This window comes from Brevundimonas sp. AVps7, from assembly GCF_058681545.1.
The window spans coordinates 2,474,842-2,492,644 of the sequence record NZ_CM178742.1 but is presented as its reverse complement, the minus strand read 5'-3'; the positions used below and the strand labels follow the sequence as shown (position 1 = coordinate 2,492,644).

The window sequence follows — 17,803 nt, the reverse complement described above, 5'->3', positions numbered from 1 at the left end:
AGGGCCGGGCCCTGTCAATCGAACGGGGCCTGACGGTTCCGGTCGCGGTTCCGGTCGGGTGAGCCGCCGGATTTTTCAAGCGGAGACACGATGAAAGAGACCAAACAGGCTTCGGCTTCGCCCGAGGCGCGCGCGGCCATGCATGAAATGATGGCGGCGTTCGAGGCGTTCAAAGGGGCCAACGACGCCCGGCTGAACGAGATTGAGAAGAAGGCGTCGGCCGACACGTTGCTGGAGGAGAAGGTGGCGCGGATCGACCAGGCCGTGGGCGCGGCCCAGGCGCGTCTGGACCGGGCGCTGTCGGAGGCGAGGCGTCCGGAGATCGGGGGTGAGCCGGCGATGGTCGCTTCGGCGCCTGAGGCCAAGGCGGCGTTCGAAGGCTATGTCCGAACCGGGCGCGAACTGGGTCTGGAGCTGAAGGCGGGGCTTTCGTCGGCGTCGAACTCGGGCGGCTATGTCGTGCCGCCGGAGACGGAGCGGGCCATCGAGCGACGCCTGATGGCGACCAGTCCGATGCGCGAGATCGCCACGGTGCGGACTGTCGCGTCGGGCGTGTTCAGGAAGCCGGTGTCGACGGCGGGTATCGCCTCGGGCTGGGTGGCGGAGACCGCCGCGCGACCGGAGACCGATCCGGCGACCCTGGCCCTGCTGGAGTTCCCGGCGGCCGATCTCTACGCCAATCCGGCGGCGACCCAGTCGCTGCTGGACGATGCCCTGGTCGACCTGGACGAATGGCTGGCCTCCGAAGTCGAGGACGCGTTCGCGGCGCAGGAGACGACGGCCTTCGTGACCGGCGACGGGACGAACAAGCCGAAGGGCTTCCTGGGCTATTCGATCGTGGCGGATGCGAGCCATGCCTGGGGCGACATCGGCTATGTGGCGTCAGGCGCGGCGGGGGCCTTTGCGGCCTCCAGTCCGACGGACAGGCTGATCGACCTGATCTATGCGCCCAAGGCCCAGTTCCGGCCGAATGGGCGATTCGTGATGAACCGCAAGACGGTCTCGGCCGTGCGCAAGTTCAAGGACGCGGACGGTAACTACATCTGGTCGCCGGCGACGCGGCCAGGCGAGACGGCCAGCCTTCTGGGCTATCCGGTGACGGAGATCGAGACCATGCCGGACATTGCGGCGAACAGTTCCGCCATCGCGTTCGGCGACTTCCAGCGCGGCTATCTGATCGTCGATCGCGCCGGGGTGCGGGTGCTGAGGGACCCGTATTCGGCCAAGCCCTATGTGCTGTTCTACACGACCAAGCGGGTCGGCGGCGGGGTGCAGAACTTCGACGCGATCAAGGTGATGAAGTTCGCGGCGAGTTGAGGCCCGCGAGGGCTTAGTGAGTAGGGCTTAGGGCTTGTGAGAGGGGGCGGCAGGGGAAACCCGGGCCCCAAGCCACAAGACCTAAGCCCTCGATCATTTCCACACAAATCGAGGTGGTTCCCATGACCGCACCCGTGAGCCTCACGGAGGCGAAGCTGTTCCTGCGCGTCGAGCACGAGGCTGAGGACACGCTGATCCAGACCCTGATCGATGCAGCCCAGGCACGGGTCGAGGGGGAGGTGGGGCTGAGCCTGACTTCGACCTCGGCGGCGCCGTTGAGGCTGGCGATCCTGATGCTGGCCTTACGCGCTTATGAGCGGGGCGAGGTCGAGATGTCGATCCGGCCAGTCGAGGCCTGGATTGCTCCCTATGGCGTGGTGCGGCTGTGAGGGTGCTGGCCCAGCTGCTGAAGCCGGTCGAGACGGAGACGCCCTATGGCGGCCGCGCCGTCAGCTACGAGCCGCTGGGGTCGGTCTGGTTGAGACTGGACGGGCGACGGCAGCGTGAGCGGACAGAAGCCGGTGTCACCTCGGCGGTCGAGGTGACGATTGCGGAAACCCGCGCCGACGCGCGGCTGATCGAACGTCGCGTGATCCGGTTCGGCGGGGGCGACTGGATCATCGCCGCCGTCGACGGCCATCCGGATCGACCCGGACGCGTAACCCTGAACATCGAGAGGACGCGATGAGCGATCATGAGAATGCGCTGCAGAAGGCGCTGATCGCGCACCTGCGGGCGGACGCGGCGGTGCAGGTCCTGCTGGGCGATCCTGCGCGGATCTGGGACGCGGCGCCGAGGGGTGCGAGGTATCCGCACCTGCTGATCGGGCGCTGCGAGAGCCGCCCGGTCGAGGCGGACGGGTGCGGGGTGGAGCATGTGCTGACCCTGCGCTGCGCCTCGCGGTTCGAGGGTACGGAGGAGGCCAAGGCGATCTGCGCGGCAGTGCGCGCGTCAATCCATGAGGCGGCGCTGGAAGCGGACGGGATCCGCGCTGTGTCGATCCGCACGACCTTCGCCGACGTGTTCCGCTCCAGCGACCACAAGCGGGTCTGGGGCGTGGTGCGCGTCCGGGCTGTCACCGAAGACATCTGAGGGAGAACGACCATGGCCGCACAGCGCGGAAAAGACATCCTGTTGAAGATCGAGAGCGCGCCGGGCGTGTTCACGACCGTCGCGGGACTGAGAGCCCGGACGATTTCGCTCAATGCGAAGACGGTGGATGCGACGGACGCAGACAGCGCAGGGCGGTGGCGCGAGCTGCTGGGCGGCGCCGGGGTCAAGTCGGCGGCTGTGTCGGGGCAGGGGATCTTCAGAGACGCGGCGTCCGACGCCCTGATCCGCGAGGCCTTTTTCGACCAGGGGCTGAAGACCTGGCGGCTGGTCGTCCCGGATTTCGGCGCCCTGGAGGGGCCGTTCCTCGTCTCGGCGCTGGAGTATGCAGGCGACCACGAGGGCGAGGCGACGTTCGCGATCAGCCTGGCCAGTGCGGGCGCCGTCTCGTTCGTCGCCGCATGACCGGGGCGAACGGGGTACGGGGCGAGGCTGTGGCGGTGCTGGCCGGGGGCGAGCGAAGGCTGTGCCTGACGCTGGGCGCCTTGGCGGAGATCGAGACGGCGCTGGGCGTGTCCGGCGTCGCAGGGCTGACTGAGCGGATGCGGGCGCTGTCGGCGCGAGACCTGATGGCGGTGCTGGCGGCGCTGTTGCGAGGCGGAGGCGAGGAGGCGCTGGCGGGCGAGGTGGATCGGGCGGCAATCGACCCTGTCGAGGCGGCGGAGGCGGTGGCGGTGGCGTTCACGGCAGCCCGTGGGTGAGCCGACGCCCTGGGCGGCGATGCTGAGGACGGCGGCGGCCCTGGGTGTGCAGCCAGAGGCGTTCTGGCGGCTGTCGTTGTCGGAGTGGCGAATGCTGACTGAGGCCGCGCCGGGCGCCGCGCCATTGGGACGCGGCGAGTTCGAGCGGTTGATGGCGGCCTGGCCGGATGGAGACGGGACATGAGCGACGACTATCGACCGGATGCGCTGGACGGCGTGCCAGCGCGGACGGCGGAGGCCGCGGCGGCGCTGGAGGCGTTGAGTGAGCCGGCGGAACGGGCCGCGAGCGCGATCGAGGAGGCGTTCAGTCGTGCCGGGGCCAGCCTGACCCGGTCGCTGGCGCGGGCGGCGGCGGACGGGGAAGTCAGTCTGGCCGAGCTGGCGCGCGCCGTACTGAGGGCGGTGGGCGCGGGGCTGGGAGGCTCGGGCGGCGGGCTGGGGGCGGCGATCGCGCAGGCAGTGGCGGGCGTAGCCGGGTTCGGCGGTGCGCGGGCCGACGGCGGGCCGGTTCTGGGCGGCGGGGCCTATCTGGTCGGCGAACGCGGGCCCGAGGTGTTTCGGCCGCAGGGCGCAGGAGTGATCGAGACTGGAGTATCAGGCGGGGTGACGGTGAATGTCACCGTCGACGGCGGTACACCGGCGCTGCTGAGATCGGAGGCGCAGATCGCCCAGATGCTGGCGCGAGCCGCCGCGCTGGGAGCGCGGCGGCTGTAGGCAGATGAAGGCAGATGAAGGCTATTCGCCCTTGGGGTTCGGGCCGAAGCGGTTGTCGCCGCGTTGGCTGTCGACGACGCCGATCCAGATCAGGAAGCCGATCTGGATCAGGCAGATGATGCCGACGATTCCGATCGACGGACCGATCATGGCCAGGATGGCGGCCGGATCTTCGCTTTCGATGGCGGCGTAGTTGGTCAGCAGCGATGTGCCTACGGTAGCGAAGATGGCGACCACGCCGACAAGACCGACGACATAGGGAACGGCGATGAGCCATCCGGTCTGACCCATGTCGTGCAGACGTTTCGCGCCGATCGCGAAGTGGGGCCAGAGCAGCACGATCCCGAGAAGATTCAGGATCGGAATGAAGTTCAGAACCCAGCCCGACACGAACAGGATGGCCCACGATATCCAGAAGTGCGATCGGCGCAGCCGGCCGTCGAAGGCGAACATCGCCTTGGCGAAGTCGTAGCTGTCGACCGGCACGCCGGGAGTGGCTGAGGGCGCGCCGGGCGCGGGGGCGGCGGCCAGGAGCATGACGTTCGTGGCCTCTCCGGCCACGGGAACGAAGTCGACGCGGAGGCCAGCGGTGATGGCCGCGGGTGGCGACACCGCCTCGCGACCGAAGGTGTAACGGATGCCGTCGTCGCCCGAGATGAGGCCGGCGCCCGAGGCGTCATCGAAGCTGAGAATCTGACCGCGCATTGAACCGGGCTCCCCTTCCGGGCGGCCGAGGGCGGCCGCGTTCGACCGCGAGACTGGACGAGCGGTGGTCGCCCGACAAGTGAAACAGGAGTCGTGAATGGCCTTTCATGAGGTGCGTCTGCCCGCGCGGCTGGCGTTCGGATCGACGGGCGGGGTCGAGCGGCGAACTGACGTCGTGACCCTGGCGTCCGGATTCGAGCGACGTTCGAGCCCGTGGGCGATGGGGCGCAGACGCTTTCTGATCGGGGCGAACCTGAGGTCGCTGACGGACATGGCTGAGTTGACCGCCTTCTTTGAAGCGAGACGCGGACGGCTTTACGGGTTCCGGTTCCGGGATTTCGCCGACTTTGCTTCGTGCGGTCCGGGTGGGACCCAGTCGGCGACCGACCAGGCGGTGGGGGTCGGAAACGGGACGCGGACGGTGTTCCAGCTGGCGAAGGCCTATGGCGATGTTTCGCGGCCCATCGCCAAACCTGTCGACGGATCGGTGCGGATCGCGGTCGGGGGCGTCGAGCTGGCGAGCGAAGCCTTTTTCATCGACACGGCGACGGGCCAGGCGACGCTGAGCGCCGCGCCTGGCCCGGGCGTGGCAGTGACGGCGGGCTTTCTGTTCGACACGCCGGTGCGGTTCGACGCGGACCGACTGGAGGTCACGCTGGAGAGCTTCGGCGCGGGGCGGATGGCGGCGGTTCCACTGATCGAGCTGCGGGTCTGAGATGCGTGACATTCCCGAGGAGATGGCCGCCCGCATCGAGAGTGGGGCGGCGACGCTGTGCCATGCCTGGATCGTCGAGCGGGCTGACGAGGCACGGCTGGGGTTCACCGATCACGATCGGGACCTGAGCGTCGACGGCGTCGTCTGCCGGGCGGCGAGCGGGTGGTCTCAGGGGGCGGCGGAGACCGCCGAGGGGCTGGCGGCCGGGAGTCTGGCGGTCGGGGGCGTTCTGGATGACGAGCGGATCGTCGAGGCCGATGTCGCGGCGGGTTTGTGGGACCGGGCGACGGTGACGTTGTGGCGGGTGGACTGGGCCCGGCCGGACCTGAAGGTCTTGTCAGGTCGCGGAATCCTGAGCCGGATCCGGCGCGAGGGGGAGGGATTCACGGCGGAGATCGACGGGCCGCTGGCGGCGCTGGAGCGGGTTGTTGGACGGACCTACGGACGGTCCTGCGACGCGGTGCTGGGCGATGCACGGTGCGGCGTGGATCCGGACGGGCGGACCTGTGACAAGCGCTGGGAGACCTGTATCGAGACGTTCGGCAACGGCGTCAATTTTCAGGGCTTCCCCGATATTCCGGGCGATGACTTCCTGACCGCGTACCCGGCGACGGGCGGACGGCACGACGGCGGGAGCCGGCGGTGAGCGACCGTGTGGCGGCGGCTCGGGAATGGCTGGGGACGCCCTATCGACATCAGGCGAGCGTGAAGGGCGAGGGGGCGGACTGCCTTGGCCTGGTGCGTGGCGTGTGGCGGGCGACGCAGGGGAGCGAGCCTGAAGAGACGCCGGCCTACCATCCCGACTGGGCCGAGGTGGGCGGCGAGGAGACCCTGCTGGAGGCGGCGCGGCGGTGGTTGGTCGAGAAGCCGGTCGAAGAGATGCGGCCGGGCGACATCTTGTTGTTCCGGATGGCTGAAGGCGCGCCTGTGAAGCACTGCGCAATCCTGAGCGAGATCGGGCGCGCTGAGCCGCGGATGATCCACGCCTACTGGGGCCGGGCGGTAGTCGAGAGCTGGATGGGGCCGTGGTGGATGCGGCGGCTGGCGGCGGTGTTCGCCTGGCCTGATGAAACGAGCGGAGGCGGCTGATGGCGCAGGTGGTTCTGGGCGGTGTGGGTGGGCTGATCGGCGGCGGAGCCGGGCGTGCTGTGGGCGCGGCGCTGGGCGGGGTCGTCGATCGGGGGCTGATCGGGGCTCTTTCGCCGGCGCAGCAGCGGGGACCGCGGCTGGAAGCGCTCAGAATCCAGTCGACGGCCGAAGGGGCGCCGATGGCCTGCGTTTTCGGTCGGGCGCGCGTGACTGGGCAGATGATCTGGGCCGCTCGGTTCCGGGAGCGCCGGAACGAGAGCGGCGGCGGCAAGGGCGGGCCGAGGACAGTGGACTATGCCTATTCCATGAGCTTCGCGGTCGCGATCTGCGAGGGACCGATCGACGGGATCGGACGGATCTGGGCGGACGGCAGGCTTCTGGACCAGACGGGCGTGGCGACGCGGGTCTATCGTGGGACTCCGGAGCAGATGCCGGACCCGTTGATCGAAGCGGTGGAAGCATCCTCAGGGACGGGCTCCGCTGCCGGATCCGGTGGGGCGCCCGCATATCGGGGTACGGCCTATGTGGTGTTCGAGGATTTGCCGCTCGGACCTTTCGGAGACCGGGCACCGCAGCTGAGTTTCGAGGTGTTCCGCAGGCCGGGTGGCGAGACTCTGGAGGAGAAGCTCGAAGGTGTGTGCCTGATCCCGGCGGCCGGCGAGTTCGTACTGGCGACCGAGCCGATCATGAGGCGGGAGGGGCTGACGCGGACAACGGCGGAGAATGTGCACCTAGGTGACGGGCGGACGGACCTGACCGCCTCGCTGGACCAGTTGCAGGCGCAGTGTCCGAACCTGAAACGGGTCAGCCTGGTGGTCGGCTGGTTCGGCGATGACCTGAGGGCGTCGCACTGTAGGGTGAAGCCGGGGGTGGAGCGGCGGGACAAGCCGACCGAACCGTTGGTGTGGGCGGTGGCGGGGCTGGAGCGCGAGGACGCGCATCTGATCTCTGAGGTTGACGGGACGCCGGCCTATGGCGGGACGCCGTCGGATGACAGCGTGAGGCAGGCGGTGGCGGCGCTGAAGGCGCGGGGGTGGGCGGTGACGCTGTATCCGTTCGTCTTCATGGATGTGGCGGCGGACAATGACCTGCCCGATCCCTATGGCGGCTTGCGGCAAGCGGCCTATCCGTGGCGGGGGCGGATCAAGGGGCGCGATGGGGCGAACGCGCCGGGGGATGTCTCGGCGATCTTCGGCGGGGACTGGGGGCTGAGACGGCTGGCGCTGCACTATGCCGAACTGGCGGCGGAGACCGGGTGCGACGGGTTGCTAATCGGGTCAGAGATGCGGGGGCTGACCTGGACCCGGGATGCGGCGAGCGGTTACCCGGCGGTCGGGGCGTACCGGACGCTGGCGGCGGATTGCCGGGCAATGGTCGGGCCGGAGATGGCCTTGTCTTACGCGGCGGACTGGTCGGAGTATGCGGGGCATCGACCGGGCGACGGGTCCGGGGATGTGATCTTCCATCTGGATCCGCTGTGGGCGGACGAGACGATCACCTATGTCGGCATCGACTGGTATGCGCCCCTTGGGGATTGGCGCGAGGGGGACGGCGGGATCGACGCGGCGCTGTTCGAGGGACCGGACGATCCGGCCTACCTGGCCAACCAGGTCGCGGGCGGGGAAGGGTTCGACTGGTTCTATGCCGATGAGTTTGAGCGGGTGGCGCAGGTGCGGACGCCGATCGTCGATATCGCGCACGGCGAGGACTGGGTCTTTCGCGGCAAGGACCTGGTAGGCTGGTGGTCGCAGGCGCACCATGACCGACCGGGCGGCGTGAGGAGCGCGACCCCGACAGCCTGGAGCCCCGGGATGAAGCCGATCCGGCTGACGGAGTTCGGCTGCGCGGCAGTGGACCGGGGCGGCAATGCGCCGAACCTGTTCCAGGACCCGAAGTCGTCCGAGAGCTTCCTGCCGCCGCATTCGACGGGTGCGCGGAATGACCGGATGCAGAGGCGGGCGCTGGAGGCTGTGCTGACTCATTTCGAGTCGCAGGCGAACAATCCGATGTCGACGGTCTACGGCGGACCCATGCTGGAGGCGGTCGACGTCTGGTGTTGGGACGCACGACCCTATCCGGCGTTTCCGGCGCTGAACGATGTGTGGGCCGATGCAGGAGCATGGGCGGCCGGGCACTGGCTGAACGGGCGGATGATCGGAGAGGCGGGCACGCTTCTGGCCGCGATTCTGAGACGGGGAGGGGTGAATGATTTCGAGATCGGCCCGGCGTCGGGGGCTGTGTCCGGCTATGTGATCGACCGGCCGATGCGGACGCGCGATGCTCTGGAACCTCTGTTGCAGGCATTCGACATGGCAGCCGCCGAACGAGGCGGTCGGATCTCGCTGCTTGGAGGCGAGGCCGCAGCGGCGACGCTGGAGTTCGCCGGACTGGCGCTTACGGAGGATGGCTCGGGGCCGGTGCGGACCCGGTCGCTGGAGGTCCTGCCGGCGACGGCGCGGGTGCGTTTCATCGACGAAGGGGCGGATTATCAGACCGGCGCGACGGTGATCCGGGGCGAAGGCGAGGGAGGGGGCGTGGACGCCGACCTGCCAGCCGTCTGCGGTGCGGGATTGGCCAGGGCGATGGCGCGACGGCTGCTGAGGGGCGAGGGCGAAGATCGGATGACGCTCGCCCTCGGTCCATTGGAAGGGTTGCGACTTGAGGCCGGAGACACGGTCGCTGTTGAGGGCGAAACCAGCGCCTGGCGGGTCGAGCGGATGACGCTGGACGAGACGCCGACGGCAGTGCTGGCGCGACGCGATGGCGAGGCCGTGGGGAACGAGCCGGTCGTGTGGCGGCCGGGATCGGGCGTGGAGGCGGCAGGCGCGCCTTTTGTGCGGATCCTCGACTTGCCGCCGCTGCCGGGTGCGGAAGCGGACGATCGGATGATCGCGATCGTGGCGTGCGAGCCGTGGCGGCCGATGACGGTGCATGTCGGGCAGGATGCAGAGACCCTGACAACGAGGGGATCGGTCGCATCGCCCGCGACGGTCGGCAGACTGACGCAGGCCCTGGCGTCCGGCGTCCTGCATCGTTGGGATGAGACAACCGCCTTGGTGGTGCGGTTCGAAGGCGCTCCGCCGGCCAGTTTGTCCGAATGGGCGGTACTGGCCGGGGCCAATATGGCGGCGGTGGAGACGGCCTCGGGGTGGGAGATCTTGCAGTATCGACAGGCAAGCCTGTTGGGCGATGGAGTCTGGCGACTGAGTCGGCTGCTGCGGGGGCAACAGGGGACGGAAGGGGAAATGTCAGCGGGTGCGTCGGAGGGCGGCCTCGTTGTGCTGCTGGACCCCAGGGCGGGGCGGTTTGAGACAGCGACCGGTGAGCGAGGACTGGCGCGGATCGTGCGCGTCGGTCCTAGCGGGGAGGCGCCGGGCGGGCGCTGGTTCGCGGAGACCACGTTCACGTTGCGCGGGTTACACGCGCGGCCGTGGAGCCCGGTCCTGCACCTCGTGGAGGAATCCGGCGGACGGCGGCTGCGATGGACGCCGAGAGTCAGGATCGGCGACGTCTGGGACCTGGAGCCTGTGGACGTCGATCCGCATCTGTTCCGGGTGCGCATTCTGAACGGCGCTCTGGAGCGGCGGGTGTTCGAGGCCGAGGGGACATCGTTGCTCTATAGTGCCGATGACCTGGCCGCGGACTTTCCGGGCGGCGTTGGGCCGGATGCGCTGATCGCCGTAGCCCAGTACGGGCCCGGCTTCGGGTGGGGCGTGGAGGCGCAGGCGCCGCTGATCGCCTGAAAAACGTTGCACCGCACACCGCATGCCTTAACTGACGAAGAGAAGGTCGGTCGCGACGCGCGAGCCGGATTCGACGATGTGTGACGGAGCGGCGAACGGCGTGGCGGGTGATCCCTACAAGGAACTGGGCGTGTCCAGAGGGGCGAGCGCCGCCGACATCAAGGCCGCGTTCCGCAAGCTGGCCAAGGAGTTGCACCCGGACAAGAACCGGGGCGACACAGCGACCGAGGAGCGGTTCAAGCGCGTTTCTGCGGCGTTCGACCTGCTGAACGATCCGGACAAGAAGTCAAAATACGACTCCGGCCAGATCGATGCCGACGGTCAGCCGCAGTATCGTGGCTTCAGCGGCGGCCAGCCAGGCGCCGGCGCGGGTGGTTTCGGCGGATTTGGCGCGGGCGCCGGGCCTGGCGGCGGACCGGGCGGCCGCGCTGCTTTCGAAGACCTCGACCTGGACGACATCTTCGGCAGGTTCGGCGGAGGGGGACGGGGCCGGGCCACCGGCTTCGGTCGCGGGCAGGATGTGCGGGCCACGCTGGAAATCAGCCTGGAGGACTCCATCGGCGGGGCCACGCGACGGATCCAGTTTTCGGACGGACGGACCCTCGACGTCACGATCCCGAAGGGGGCGACCAACGGCCAGACCATCCGGTTGCGCGGACAGGGAACGCCGGGGCGGACCGAGCCGGGCGACGCATTGATCGAGCTCCGCATCGCACCCCACCCGGTGTTCAAGGTCGACGGGGCTGACCTGACCATGGACTTGCCGATTTCGGTTCCCGACGCGATCCTCGGTGGCAAGGTGGAGTGTCCGACGCCGGACGGAACGGTCTCGGTGACGGTGCCCAAGGGCTCCAACTCGGGCCAGACTCTGAGGCTGAAAGGGCGTGGCGCCTTCGCCGGCGGGGCACGGGGCGATCTGAAGGCGCGGCTGATCGTGACCCTGCCCGACACCATCGATCCGATCCTTGACAGGGTCGCCGAGGACTGGCGCGCCAACCGTCCCTACAAACCGGGTCGAGGCTGATGATCTCAAATCCGAACGTGAAGCCGACGCGGCCCTGGTTCTCCGCGGGGCCGACGGCCAAGCGGCCGGGCTGGTCGTCGCAGGCCTTGCCGCACGATCTTCTGGGGCGGGGCATCCGCGCGCCGGAGGTGGTCGAGCGGTTTGCCTATGGTCTGCAACTGACAAAGGAAGTGCTTGAGGTCCCGGATGACTGGGTGCTGGCCTATCTGCCCGGGTCGGATACCGGAGCCGTAGAGGCGGCCATGTGGAACATGCTGGGCGAGCGGCCCGTGCAGGTGATGGCCTTCGAGAATTTTGGAAAACAGTGGGTGGTCGACGCCAGGGACCATCTCAAGCTCGACGATCTGGAAATCCTCGAGGCGCCGTGGGGCCAGTTTCCGGACGTGTCGAAAGTCGATCCCGCGAAGGATCTGGTCTTCCCGTGGAACGGTACGACCTCGGGTGTGAGGACGCCGGGCGTGGACTGGATCGCCGATGATCGCGAGGGGGTCGTGATCTGCGATGCGACCTCGGCCGCCTTCGCCATGCCGATGGATTTCACCAAGCTGGATGTCGTGACCTTCTCGTTCCAGAAGGCGTTGGGCGGCGAGGCGGGGATAGGTGTGGCGGCTCTGTCGCCGCGCGCCGTGGCCCGGCTGGACAGCTACGAACCGCCTCGGCCGGTGCCCAAGGTGCTGCGTTTGCGGGACGCCAAGGGATTCGACCGGGGCCTTGCCACCGGGACGATGATCAACACCTTCTCGCTGTGGACGCTGGAAGACTGGATCGACGCCCTGGAGTGGGCGAAGGGCGCGGGCGGGCTGGACGAACTGATCCGGCGGACCAATGCGAACGCGGCCGCGCTGGATGCCTGGGTGCAACGGACGGACTGGGTCGACTACCTTGCCGAGGCTGAGGCGATCCGGTCGACGACCTCGGTGTGTCTGAAGATTGTCGACCCCCGGGTGACGGCGCTGGACGACAAGGGGCGCCAAGCCGTCGTCAAGCGGATGAAAACTCTGCTGGAGGCAGAGGAGGCCGCCTTCGACGTCGAGAGCCATCGGAACGCGCCGGCGGGCCTGCGCATCTGGTGCGGTTGCACGGTTGAGACTGAAGACGTCGTCGCCGGCGCACCGTGGCTGGATTGGGCTTTCCAGACGGCGGTCGGAGAACTCCAGGCCTAAATCGTCCCGGTTGGGACGACATCGAGCGATTCCCCCGCTATAGGCTGCGCCCGCATCTGGCGGAGACGAAACCTTGGCAAACGTAGCGGTGGTCGGAGCCCAGTGGGGCGACGAGGGCAAGGGCAAGATCGTCGACTGGCTGTCGAACCGCGCCGACATCATCGTGCGGTTCCAGGGCGGCCATAACGCCGGCCATACGCTGGTCGTTGACGGCAAGGTCTACAAGCTCGCGCTGCTGCCCAGCGGCGTGGTGCAGGGCAAGCCGTCGATCATCGGCAACGGCGTCGTCGTCGACCCTTGGCATCTGGTCGGCGAGATCGCCAAGATCGAGGCCCAGGGTGTCACGATCAATCCCGACATTCTGACCATCGCGGACAACGCCTGTCTGATCCTGCCCATCCATCCCGCGCTGGACGTCGCGCGCGAGGCGGCCGCGAGCGCTCCGGGCGCCAAGATCGGCACTACGGGACGCGGCATCGGTCCGGCCTATGAAGACAAGGTCGGGCGTCGTGCGATCCGGGTCTGCGACCTGGCCAACGAAGATGACCTTAAGGTCAAGATCGAGCGACTGCGCTCGCATCATGATCCCCTGCGTGCGGGTCTGGGCCTTGAGCCGATCGATCCGGCCGCGCTGCTGGCGCAGTTGCTTGAGCTCGCGCCAAAGATCCTGCCCTATGTGAAGCCGGCGTGGCGGGTGCTGGATCAGGCGCAGAAGGCGGGCAAGCGGATCCTGTTCGAGGGCGCGCAGGGCGCGTTTCTCGACGTCGACCACGGCACCTATCCCTATGTGACCTCGTCAAACACCGTGTCCGGACAGGCGGCGGCGGGATCAGGTATGGGCCCGCGTGGTGTGGGCTATGTGCTGGGCATCGTGAAGGCCTACACCACGCGTGTCGGCGAGGGGCCGTTCGCATGCGAGCTCAACGATGCGGTGGGCGAGCACCTGGCGACCGTGGGGCGTGAGGTCGGTGTGAATACGGGTCGCGCGCGGCGCTGCGGCTGGTTCGACGCCGTGCTGGTGCGCCAGTCGGTGGCCATCAACGGCATCGACGGCATCGCCCTGACCAAGCTGGACGTGCTCGACGGACTGGAGACGCTGAAGATTTGCGTCGGCTATCGCGTCAACGGCGAGGTGCTCGACTATCTGCCATCCAGCCTGAAGGATCAGGCGGCGGCCGAACCGGTGTTCGAGGAATTGCCGGGCTGGAGCGAGAGCACGGCGGGAACCCGCAGTTTCAAGGACATCAACGCCAACGCCATCAAATACGTGCGGCGGATCGAGGAGCTGATCGGCGCGCCGGTGGCCCTGCTTTCAACCAGTCCGGAGCGCGACGACACAATTCTGATGCGGGACCCCTTCCAGGGTTGAGAATTCCGTCCGCGTTCAACGCGGTCTTAACCGGCGGCGGTTAGCCATAAGGCTGACCTCTCCGGAGTTGCTTAGTGTTCGCAGCCGACGCCAAGACCCTGAACCGCATAGAGCCGGTTGTTCGACGCGTGCTGATCGCCGATCCGAACCTGGCGTCGGCGAGGCTGCTGCTGGACATCATGAAGAGCCTGGGCGCGCGCGAGGTCGTGACCGAGTCCGACGAACACCGCGTCCTGGATCATGCGCGCGAGATGGAGCCGGGCCTGATCTTCACCGAACGCTCTGGCCCCCGGCTGGACGGCGAGCGTCTGGCGAGGAGCATCCGGCGCTCGAATCTGGCGTGCCGCCGGGCCCCGATCATCATGATGACGGCCGATGCGACCGCCTCGTCGATCAAGGGCGCGCGCGACTCGGGCATCCACGAATTCCTCAGAAAGCCCTTCACCTCGGCGGACCTGTTCCGGCGGGTCGAGAATGTGGCGCTGAAGCCGCGCGACTGGATCGAAGCGGTGGGCTACGTCGGTCCGGACCGACGCCGGTTCAACTCGGGCGAATATGCGGGACCGCAGAAGCGCAAGGTCGACAAGCCGGCGACGGCTGCGGCGGCCGTTGCGGCGGTCAAGGATCAGGCGCTGCGCATCCTGGCAGCCTCGCTGGCCCAGTTCGACAACGATCCGATGCAGGCCTTGCGCGCGGTGAAGCAGCAGGCGGAAACGCTGAAGGCTCTGGCGATCAAGACCTCCGACGCCCGGCTGGCGGTTGCGGCGGCTGGTCTGGAAGGCTGCCTGTCCGTCGGCGCGCCGACCAAGGCCACCCTGGCCGGACCGATCGGCGCGGTCCTCGCCCTGGCCGAGCCGGGTACGGAGCTGGCGCGGGCCGGCTGATCCCCACCGTCGAATAGCAAAACAGGCGCATCAGCCTTTGACGCGCCTGTTTCAGTGTGTCCGTCGTGGAGCGGGTTACGCGTCGACGAGGTTCCGTTCCTCGGCGGCGGCGCGCATGGCCTTCTGCAGCTTCTCGAAGGCGCGGACCTCGATCTGGCGGACACGTTCGCGGGACACGCCGTACTGGCCGGCCAGCTCTTCCAGGGTGACGGGATCGTCTTTCAGGCGACGCTCGGTCAGGATGTGCTTCTCGCGATCGGTCAGCTCGCCCATGGCTTCCTGAAGCAGGCCCATGCGCAGCGACTTCTCTTCGGAATCGGCCAGCGCCGTTTCCTGGGACACCGCGTTGTCATCCGACAGCCAGTCCTGCCACTCGCTCTCGCCGTCCACGCGCAGGGGCGCGTTCAGCGAGGCGTCGCCGCCGAGACGGCGGTTCATGTTGGTGACCTCTTCCTCCGACACGCCCAGCTTTGTCGCGATGGCGGAGAGGTGCTCCGGATGCAGATCGCCTTCCTCGAAGGCCGAGATCTGGCTCTTGGCCTTGCGGAGGTTGAAGAACAGCTTCTTCTGCGCCGCCGTGGTGCCCATCTTCACGAGCGACCAGCTGCGCAGGATGTATTCCTGGATCGAGGCGCGAATCCACCACATGGCGTAGGTGGCCAGGCGGAAGCCCTTGTCGGGATCGAACTTCTTCACGGCCTGCATCAGGCCGACATTGCCTTCCGAGATCACCTCCCCGATCGGCAGGCCGTAGCCGCGATAACCCATGGCGATCTTGGCCACGAGGCGAAGGTGGGACGTCACGAGGCGGTGCGCGCTCTCGGAGTCCTGATGCTCGGTCCACCGCTTGGCGAGCATGAACTCCTCGTCCTTGGTGAGCATCGGAAACTTGCGGATTTCCGTCAGATATCGCGACAGTCCCTGTTCAGGCGACATCACCGCGAGTGATTTCAGTGCAGCCATTTGGTCCCTCCGAACCTAGATAAGAGCAGGCTCGACGCAGACGGCCACCGAATGTGCACCGTCTCCTCACCCCTCAACCGGACAAGTAGCTACGGGTTGCCGTCTTTGTCAGAGGCGGATCGTCACACGACAGCGTGACCGTGACCCTGGCGCCACTCGCGCCGATGAGGAGGGTGTATAGCAGCCAGTAAGTCTTTTATCAAGACTTACTCTCAGGCGCCGTACCGGCCGGGCAGGGCGCACTCTATGGCATCCGGATCCGTGGGCCGGAACTGGACGGTGTAGTGGGTCCAGCAGCGAGGCGCGGACCGCGTGCCGGGCGGTGTACAGCCATGATCGGCGGTGAGTGTGGTGTCTCCGTGACCTGCCTTCTCAAGTCTCCAGACAATCCGGGCAGGGGCGCGAAGGCGCAGAGAGCGGTCGTAGTCGCTGGCCCCCTCCGGCATGACGGCCTCGCGACGCGAAACCTCCGTCGCCGTGACGCCGAGGGCGGACAGTTCCGCGATCAGATCGCTGCGGCCCAGCCAGGTATCGGACATTGCGGTAGCCAGCGAATGGACCCGCGTCTCGTCGCCGCAGGCCGCGATTTCGCCCGAGGCCCCGTCCTGCGAAATCCAGCCGACCCGGCGAAAGACGCCGTCGGGCAGACGGTCCTGATCGTCGGCCCCGGGTTCGGAAAGATGCCAGCGGGCTTCCCGACCCAGACGAACGCCGAACGGGCTCCAATCCATCGCCCAGTCATAGGCGTCGTCGGGCAAGGAGACGTCGATCGTCCGGGCGATGGCCTGTTCGACCGGAGCCGTCTGGGGCGGCGGTGAGAGGCTCAGAGCCAGGGCGGCGAGGATAGGCGTCATGCGGACCTCCTGAGAGAACGGCAGTCTGCGTGAGGCGGCCTGTCTGAGCCAGCCCCCGAATCTGACGATCAGATCCTCAGGATATCGCGATATCTCGGGTGAACCACGTCAGCATGCTCCGGGTGTTTCTGCAGATAGGCGGAGAAGAACGGGCAGACGGGCAGGATCAGGAGGCCGCGCAACCTGGCGTCGTAGAGGACGTGTTTGGCCAATCGACTGGCGATGCCCTGACCCTCCAGCGCCTGCGGCACCAGGGTCTCGGTGATCATCAGATTGGGTTCGGACAGGTTATAGGTGACCACCGCCACCTGATCGCCGATCGGCAGTTCGTAGCGGTGCAGTTCGACGTTGTCGCGGATCTCGGCGTCGGTCATGGCGGGCCTCTAGAGGGCGGCGAGAAGGTCTTCCAGCGCCTGCATATCAGGTGGGAGCACCGTCTCGAACCGCAACGCCTCGCCGGTTACCGGATGGATGAACCCGAGGACGGCCGCATGCAGGGCCTGACGCGTCAGGCCGGCTTCGGCGAGCGCGGCCTTCACGGGCGTCGCCGGGCTGCCCGAGCCGTAGACGGCGTCCCCCAGGATCGGCGAACCCTTCGACGCCAGATGCACCCGGATCTGGTGCGTTCGGCCCGTATGCAGGGTGCAGGCCACGCGGGCGGCCAGGGGGGCGGCGCCGGTCTTGGCGGGCACGGCGTAGCGGGTCTGGACGACATAGTCGGTGACGGCATTGCGCCCGCCGGCCTTCAGCACCGCCATCTTTTTCCGGTCCGAGGACGAGCGGCCGATCTGTGTCTCGATCCGGCCGCGTTCCGGCGAGGGCGCGCCGCGCGTCAGGGCGATATAGGTGCGTTCGATGTCGTGGGCGGCGAAAAGCTTCGACAGGCCTGCGTGGGCGCGATCGGATTTGGCGGCCACCATGACCCCGGAGGTGTCCTTGTCCAGCCGGTGGACGATACCCGGCCGCGCCACCCCGCCGATGCCCGACAGCGATGCGCCGCAGTGGTGCAGTAATGCGTTGACCAGCGTGCCGTCTGGCGTCCCCGGAGCCGGATGGGCCGCCATGCCGGCGGGCTTGTCGATGACGATCAGGTCGGCGTCTTCGAACAGGACAGTCAGCGGGATGGCCTGCGGCTCCGGATTGGCTGAGACCACCGGAGGGAGGTCGACGCGATAGAGCCCCGGCCCAGCCCGGCCCGAGCCGCTGGTGATGACCTGACCATCGACGGAAACGGCTCCGTGCAGCAGCAGCGCCTGAAGGCGCGCCCGGGAAAGTTCCGGAAATGCGAGGGCAAGAGCCTTGTCGAGACGCTCGCCGGTCGCCTCGATGCGAGCTTCGAGCATAAGAATGGCCCCACTTCCCCTCACGCGCTGCAATGATCTGCAGGCCGCCAGTGATGCGCCGGTCCCATATCTGACCGGGCGAACGAGCCAGGTGCTCACGCCTCGCACG

The 17,803-nt window shown here is 68.0% G+C and carries 21 protein-coding genes; 16 read left to right on the top strand and 5 right to left on the bottom strand.

Annotated features, from left to right (window positions below):
• Positions 1–90 precede the first annotated feature (90 nt).
• The 8 genes from ACW17Y_RS12415 (at position 91) to ACW17Y_RS12380 (ending at position 3,842) form a co-directional block, all read left to right on the top strand.
• Positions 91–1,317, top strand: coding sequence for a phage major capsid protein (locus ACW17Y_RS12415; RefSeq protein WP_492036001.1), 1,227 nt, complete (start codon positions 91–93; stop codon positions 1,315–1,317).
• A 122-nt stretch (positions 1,318–1,439) separates the two neighbouring features.
• On the top strand, positions 1,440–1,706 hold the full coding sequence (locus tag ACW17Y_RS12410; protein WP_492036000.1) for a head-tail connector protein: 267 nt from the start codon (positions 1,440–1,442) through the stop codon (positions 1,704–1,706).
• Between the two features lie 2 nt (positions 1,707–1,708).
• On the top strand, positions 1,709–2,005 hold the full coding sequence (locus ACW17Y_RS12405; protein ID WP_492035999.1) for a phage head completion protein: 297 nt from the start codon (positions 1,709–1,711) through the stop codon (positions 2,003–2,005).
• Positions 2,002–2,409: a DUF3168 domain-containing protein gene (locus ACW17Y_RS12400; protein ID WP_492035998.1), complete on the top strand. Its 408-nt coding sequence runs from the start codon at positions 2,002–2,004 to the stop codon at positions 2,407–2,409. Before ACW17Y_RS12405 ends, ACW17Y_RS12400 begins: the two co-directional genes overlap by 4 nt.
• Before the next feature lie 12 nt (positions 2,410–2,421).
• Positions 2,422–2,832, top strand: a complete 411-nt coding sequence (locus tag ACW17Y_RS12395) for a phage major tail protein, TP901-1 family (protein ID WP_492035997.1) — start codon at positions 2,422–2,424, stop codon at positions 2,830–2,832.
• The gene (locus ACW17Y_RS12390; RefSeq protein ID WP_492035996.1) at positions 2,829–3,128 is read left to right on the top strand and encodes a GTA-gp10 family protein; all 300 of its coding nucleotides are present in this window, start codon (positions 2,829–2,831) and stop codon (positions 3,126–3,128) included. Before ACW17Y_RS12395 ends, ACW17Y_RS12390 begins: the two co-directional genes overlap by 4 nt.
• A complete protein-coding gene (locus ACW17Y_RS12385; RefSeq protein ID WP_492035995.1) occupies positions 3,121–3,312 on the top strand; it encodes a phage tail assembly chaperone in 192 nt (63 codons plus the stop codon). The genes ACW17Y_RS12390 and ACW17Y_RS12385 overlap by 8 nt, the downstream gene beginning before the upstream one ends.
• Positions 3,309–3,842, top strand: coding sequence for a phage tail tape measure protein (locus ACW17Y_RS12380; protein ID WP_492035994.1), 534 nt, complete (start codon positions 3,309–3,311; stop codon positions 3,840–3,842). The genes ACW17Y_RS12385 and ACW17Y_RS12380 overlap by 4 nt, the downstream gene beginning before the upstream one ends.
• Positions 3,843–3,863: 21 nt before the next feature.
• Here ACW17Y_RS12380 and ACW17Y_RS12375 read toward each other — a convergent pair whose 3' ends face one another.
• Complete coding sequence (locus tag ACW17Y_RS12375) at positions 3,864–4,547, bottom strand: DUF805 domain-containing protein (protein ID WP_492035993.1); 684 nt, start codon at positions 4,545–4,547, stop codon at positions 3,864–3,866.
• A gap of 97 nt (positions 4,548–4,644) precedes the next feature.
• Here ACW17Y_RS12375 and ACW17Y_RS12370 point away from each other — a divergent pair, with 97 nt between their 5' ends.
• The 8 genes from ACW17Y_RS12370 (at position 4,645) to ACW17Y_RS12335 (ending at position 14,534) form a co-directional block, all read left to right on the top strand.
• The gene (locus ACW17Y_RS12370; protein WP_492035992.1) at positions 4,645–5,262 is read left to right on the top strand and encodes a phage distal tail protein, Rcc01695 family; all 618 of its coding nucleotides are present in this window, start codon (positions 4,645–4,647) and stop codon (positions 5,260–5,262) included.
• 1 nt (position 5,263) lies between these two features.
• Positions 5,264–5,908 (top strand): phage/gene transfer agent baseplate hub protein, encoded by a 645-nt coding sequence (locus tag ACW17Y_RS12365; RefSeq protein WP_492035991.1) that lies wholly within the window; start codon positions 5,264–5,266, stop codon positions 5,906–5,908.
• Positions 5,905–6,351: an NlpC/P60 family protein gene (locus ACW17Y_RS12360; RefSeq protein WP_492035990.1), complete on the top strand. Its 447-nt coding sequence runs from the start codon at positions 5,905–5,907 to the stop codon at positions 6,349–6,351. Before ACW17Y_RS12365 ends, ACW17Y_RS12360 begins: the two co-directional genes overlap by 4 nt.
• Complete coding sequence (locus ACW17Y_RS12355; protein ID WP_492035989.1) at positions 6,351–10,094, top strand: baseplate multidomain protein megatron; 3,744 nt, start codon at positions 6,351–6,353, stop codon at positions 10,092–10,094. The genes ACW17Y_RS12360 and ACW17Y_RS12355 overlap by 1 nt, the downstream gene beginning before the upstream one ends.
• A gap of 100 nt (positions 10,095–10,194) precedes the next feature.
• A complete protein-coding gene (locus ACW17Y_RS12350) occupies positions 10,195–11,118 on the top strand; it encodes a DnaJ C-terminal domain-containing protein (protein WP_492038297.1) in 924 nt (307 codons plus the stop codon).
• On the top strand, positions 11,118–12,281 hold the full coding sequence (locus tag ACW17Y_RS12345; RefSeq protein ID WP_492035988.1) for a phosphoserine transaminase: 1,164 nt from the start codon (positions 11,118–11,120) through the stop codon (positions 12,279–12,281). The genes ACW17Y_RS12350 and ACW17Y_RS12345 overlap by 1 nt, the downstream gene beginning before the upstream one ends.
• A 73-nt stretch (positions 12,282–12,354) precedes the next feature.
• Positions 12,355–13,650 carry an adenylosuccinate synthase gene (locus ACW17Y_RS12340; protein WP_492035987.1) on the top strand — a complete coding sequence of 432 codons (1,296 nt, stop codon included), beginning with the start codon at positions 12,355–12,357 and terminating at the stop codon, positions 13,648–13,650.
• Positions 13,651–13,724: 74 nt separating this feature from the next.
• Positions 13,725–14,534 (top strand): response regulator, encoded by an 810-nt coding sequence (locus ACW17Y_RS12335; protein ID WP_492035986.1) that lies wholly within the window; start codon positions 13,725–13,727, stop codon positions 14,532–14,534.
• A 75-nt stretch (positions 14,535–14,609) separates the two neighbouring features.
• Here ACW17Y_RS12335 and rpoH read toward each other — a convergent pair whose 3' ends face one another.
• The 4 genes from rpoH to ACW17Y_RS12315 all read right to left on the bottom strand — a co-directional run bounded on the left by rpoH (position 14,610) and on the right by ACW17Y_RS12315 (position 17,694).
• On the bottom strand, positions 14,610–15,497 hold the full coding sequence (gene rpoH, locus ACW17Y_RS12330; protein ID WP_303695256.1) for an RNA polymerase sigma factor RpoH: 888 nt from the start codon (positions 15,495–15,497) through the stop codon (positions 14,610–14,612).
• A 212-nt stretch (positions 15,498–15,709) separates the two neighbouring features.
• Complete coding sequence (locus ACW17Y_RS12325; RefSeq protein WP_492035985.1) at positions 15,710–16,351, bottom strand: hypothetical protein; 642 nt, start codon at positions 16,349–16,351, stop codon at positions 15,710–15,712.
• Positions 16,352–16,419: 68 nt separating this feature from the next.
• Entirely contained in the window at positions 16,420–16,725 is a 306-nt protein-coding gene (locus ACW17Y_RS12320) for a GNAT family N-acetyltransferase (protein ID WP_492035984.1), read from the bottom strand.
• 9 nt (positions 16,726–16,734) lie between these two features.
• Positions 16,735–17,694, bottom strand: coding sequence for an RluA family pseudouridine synthase (locus tag ACW17Y_RS12315; RefSeq protein ID WP_492035983.1), 960 nt, complete (start codon positions 17,692–17,694; stop codon positions 16,735–16,737).
• Positions 17,695–17,803 lie beyond the last annotated feature (109 nt).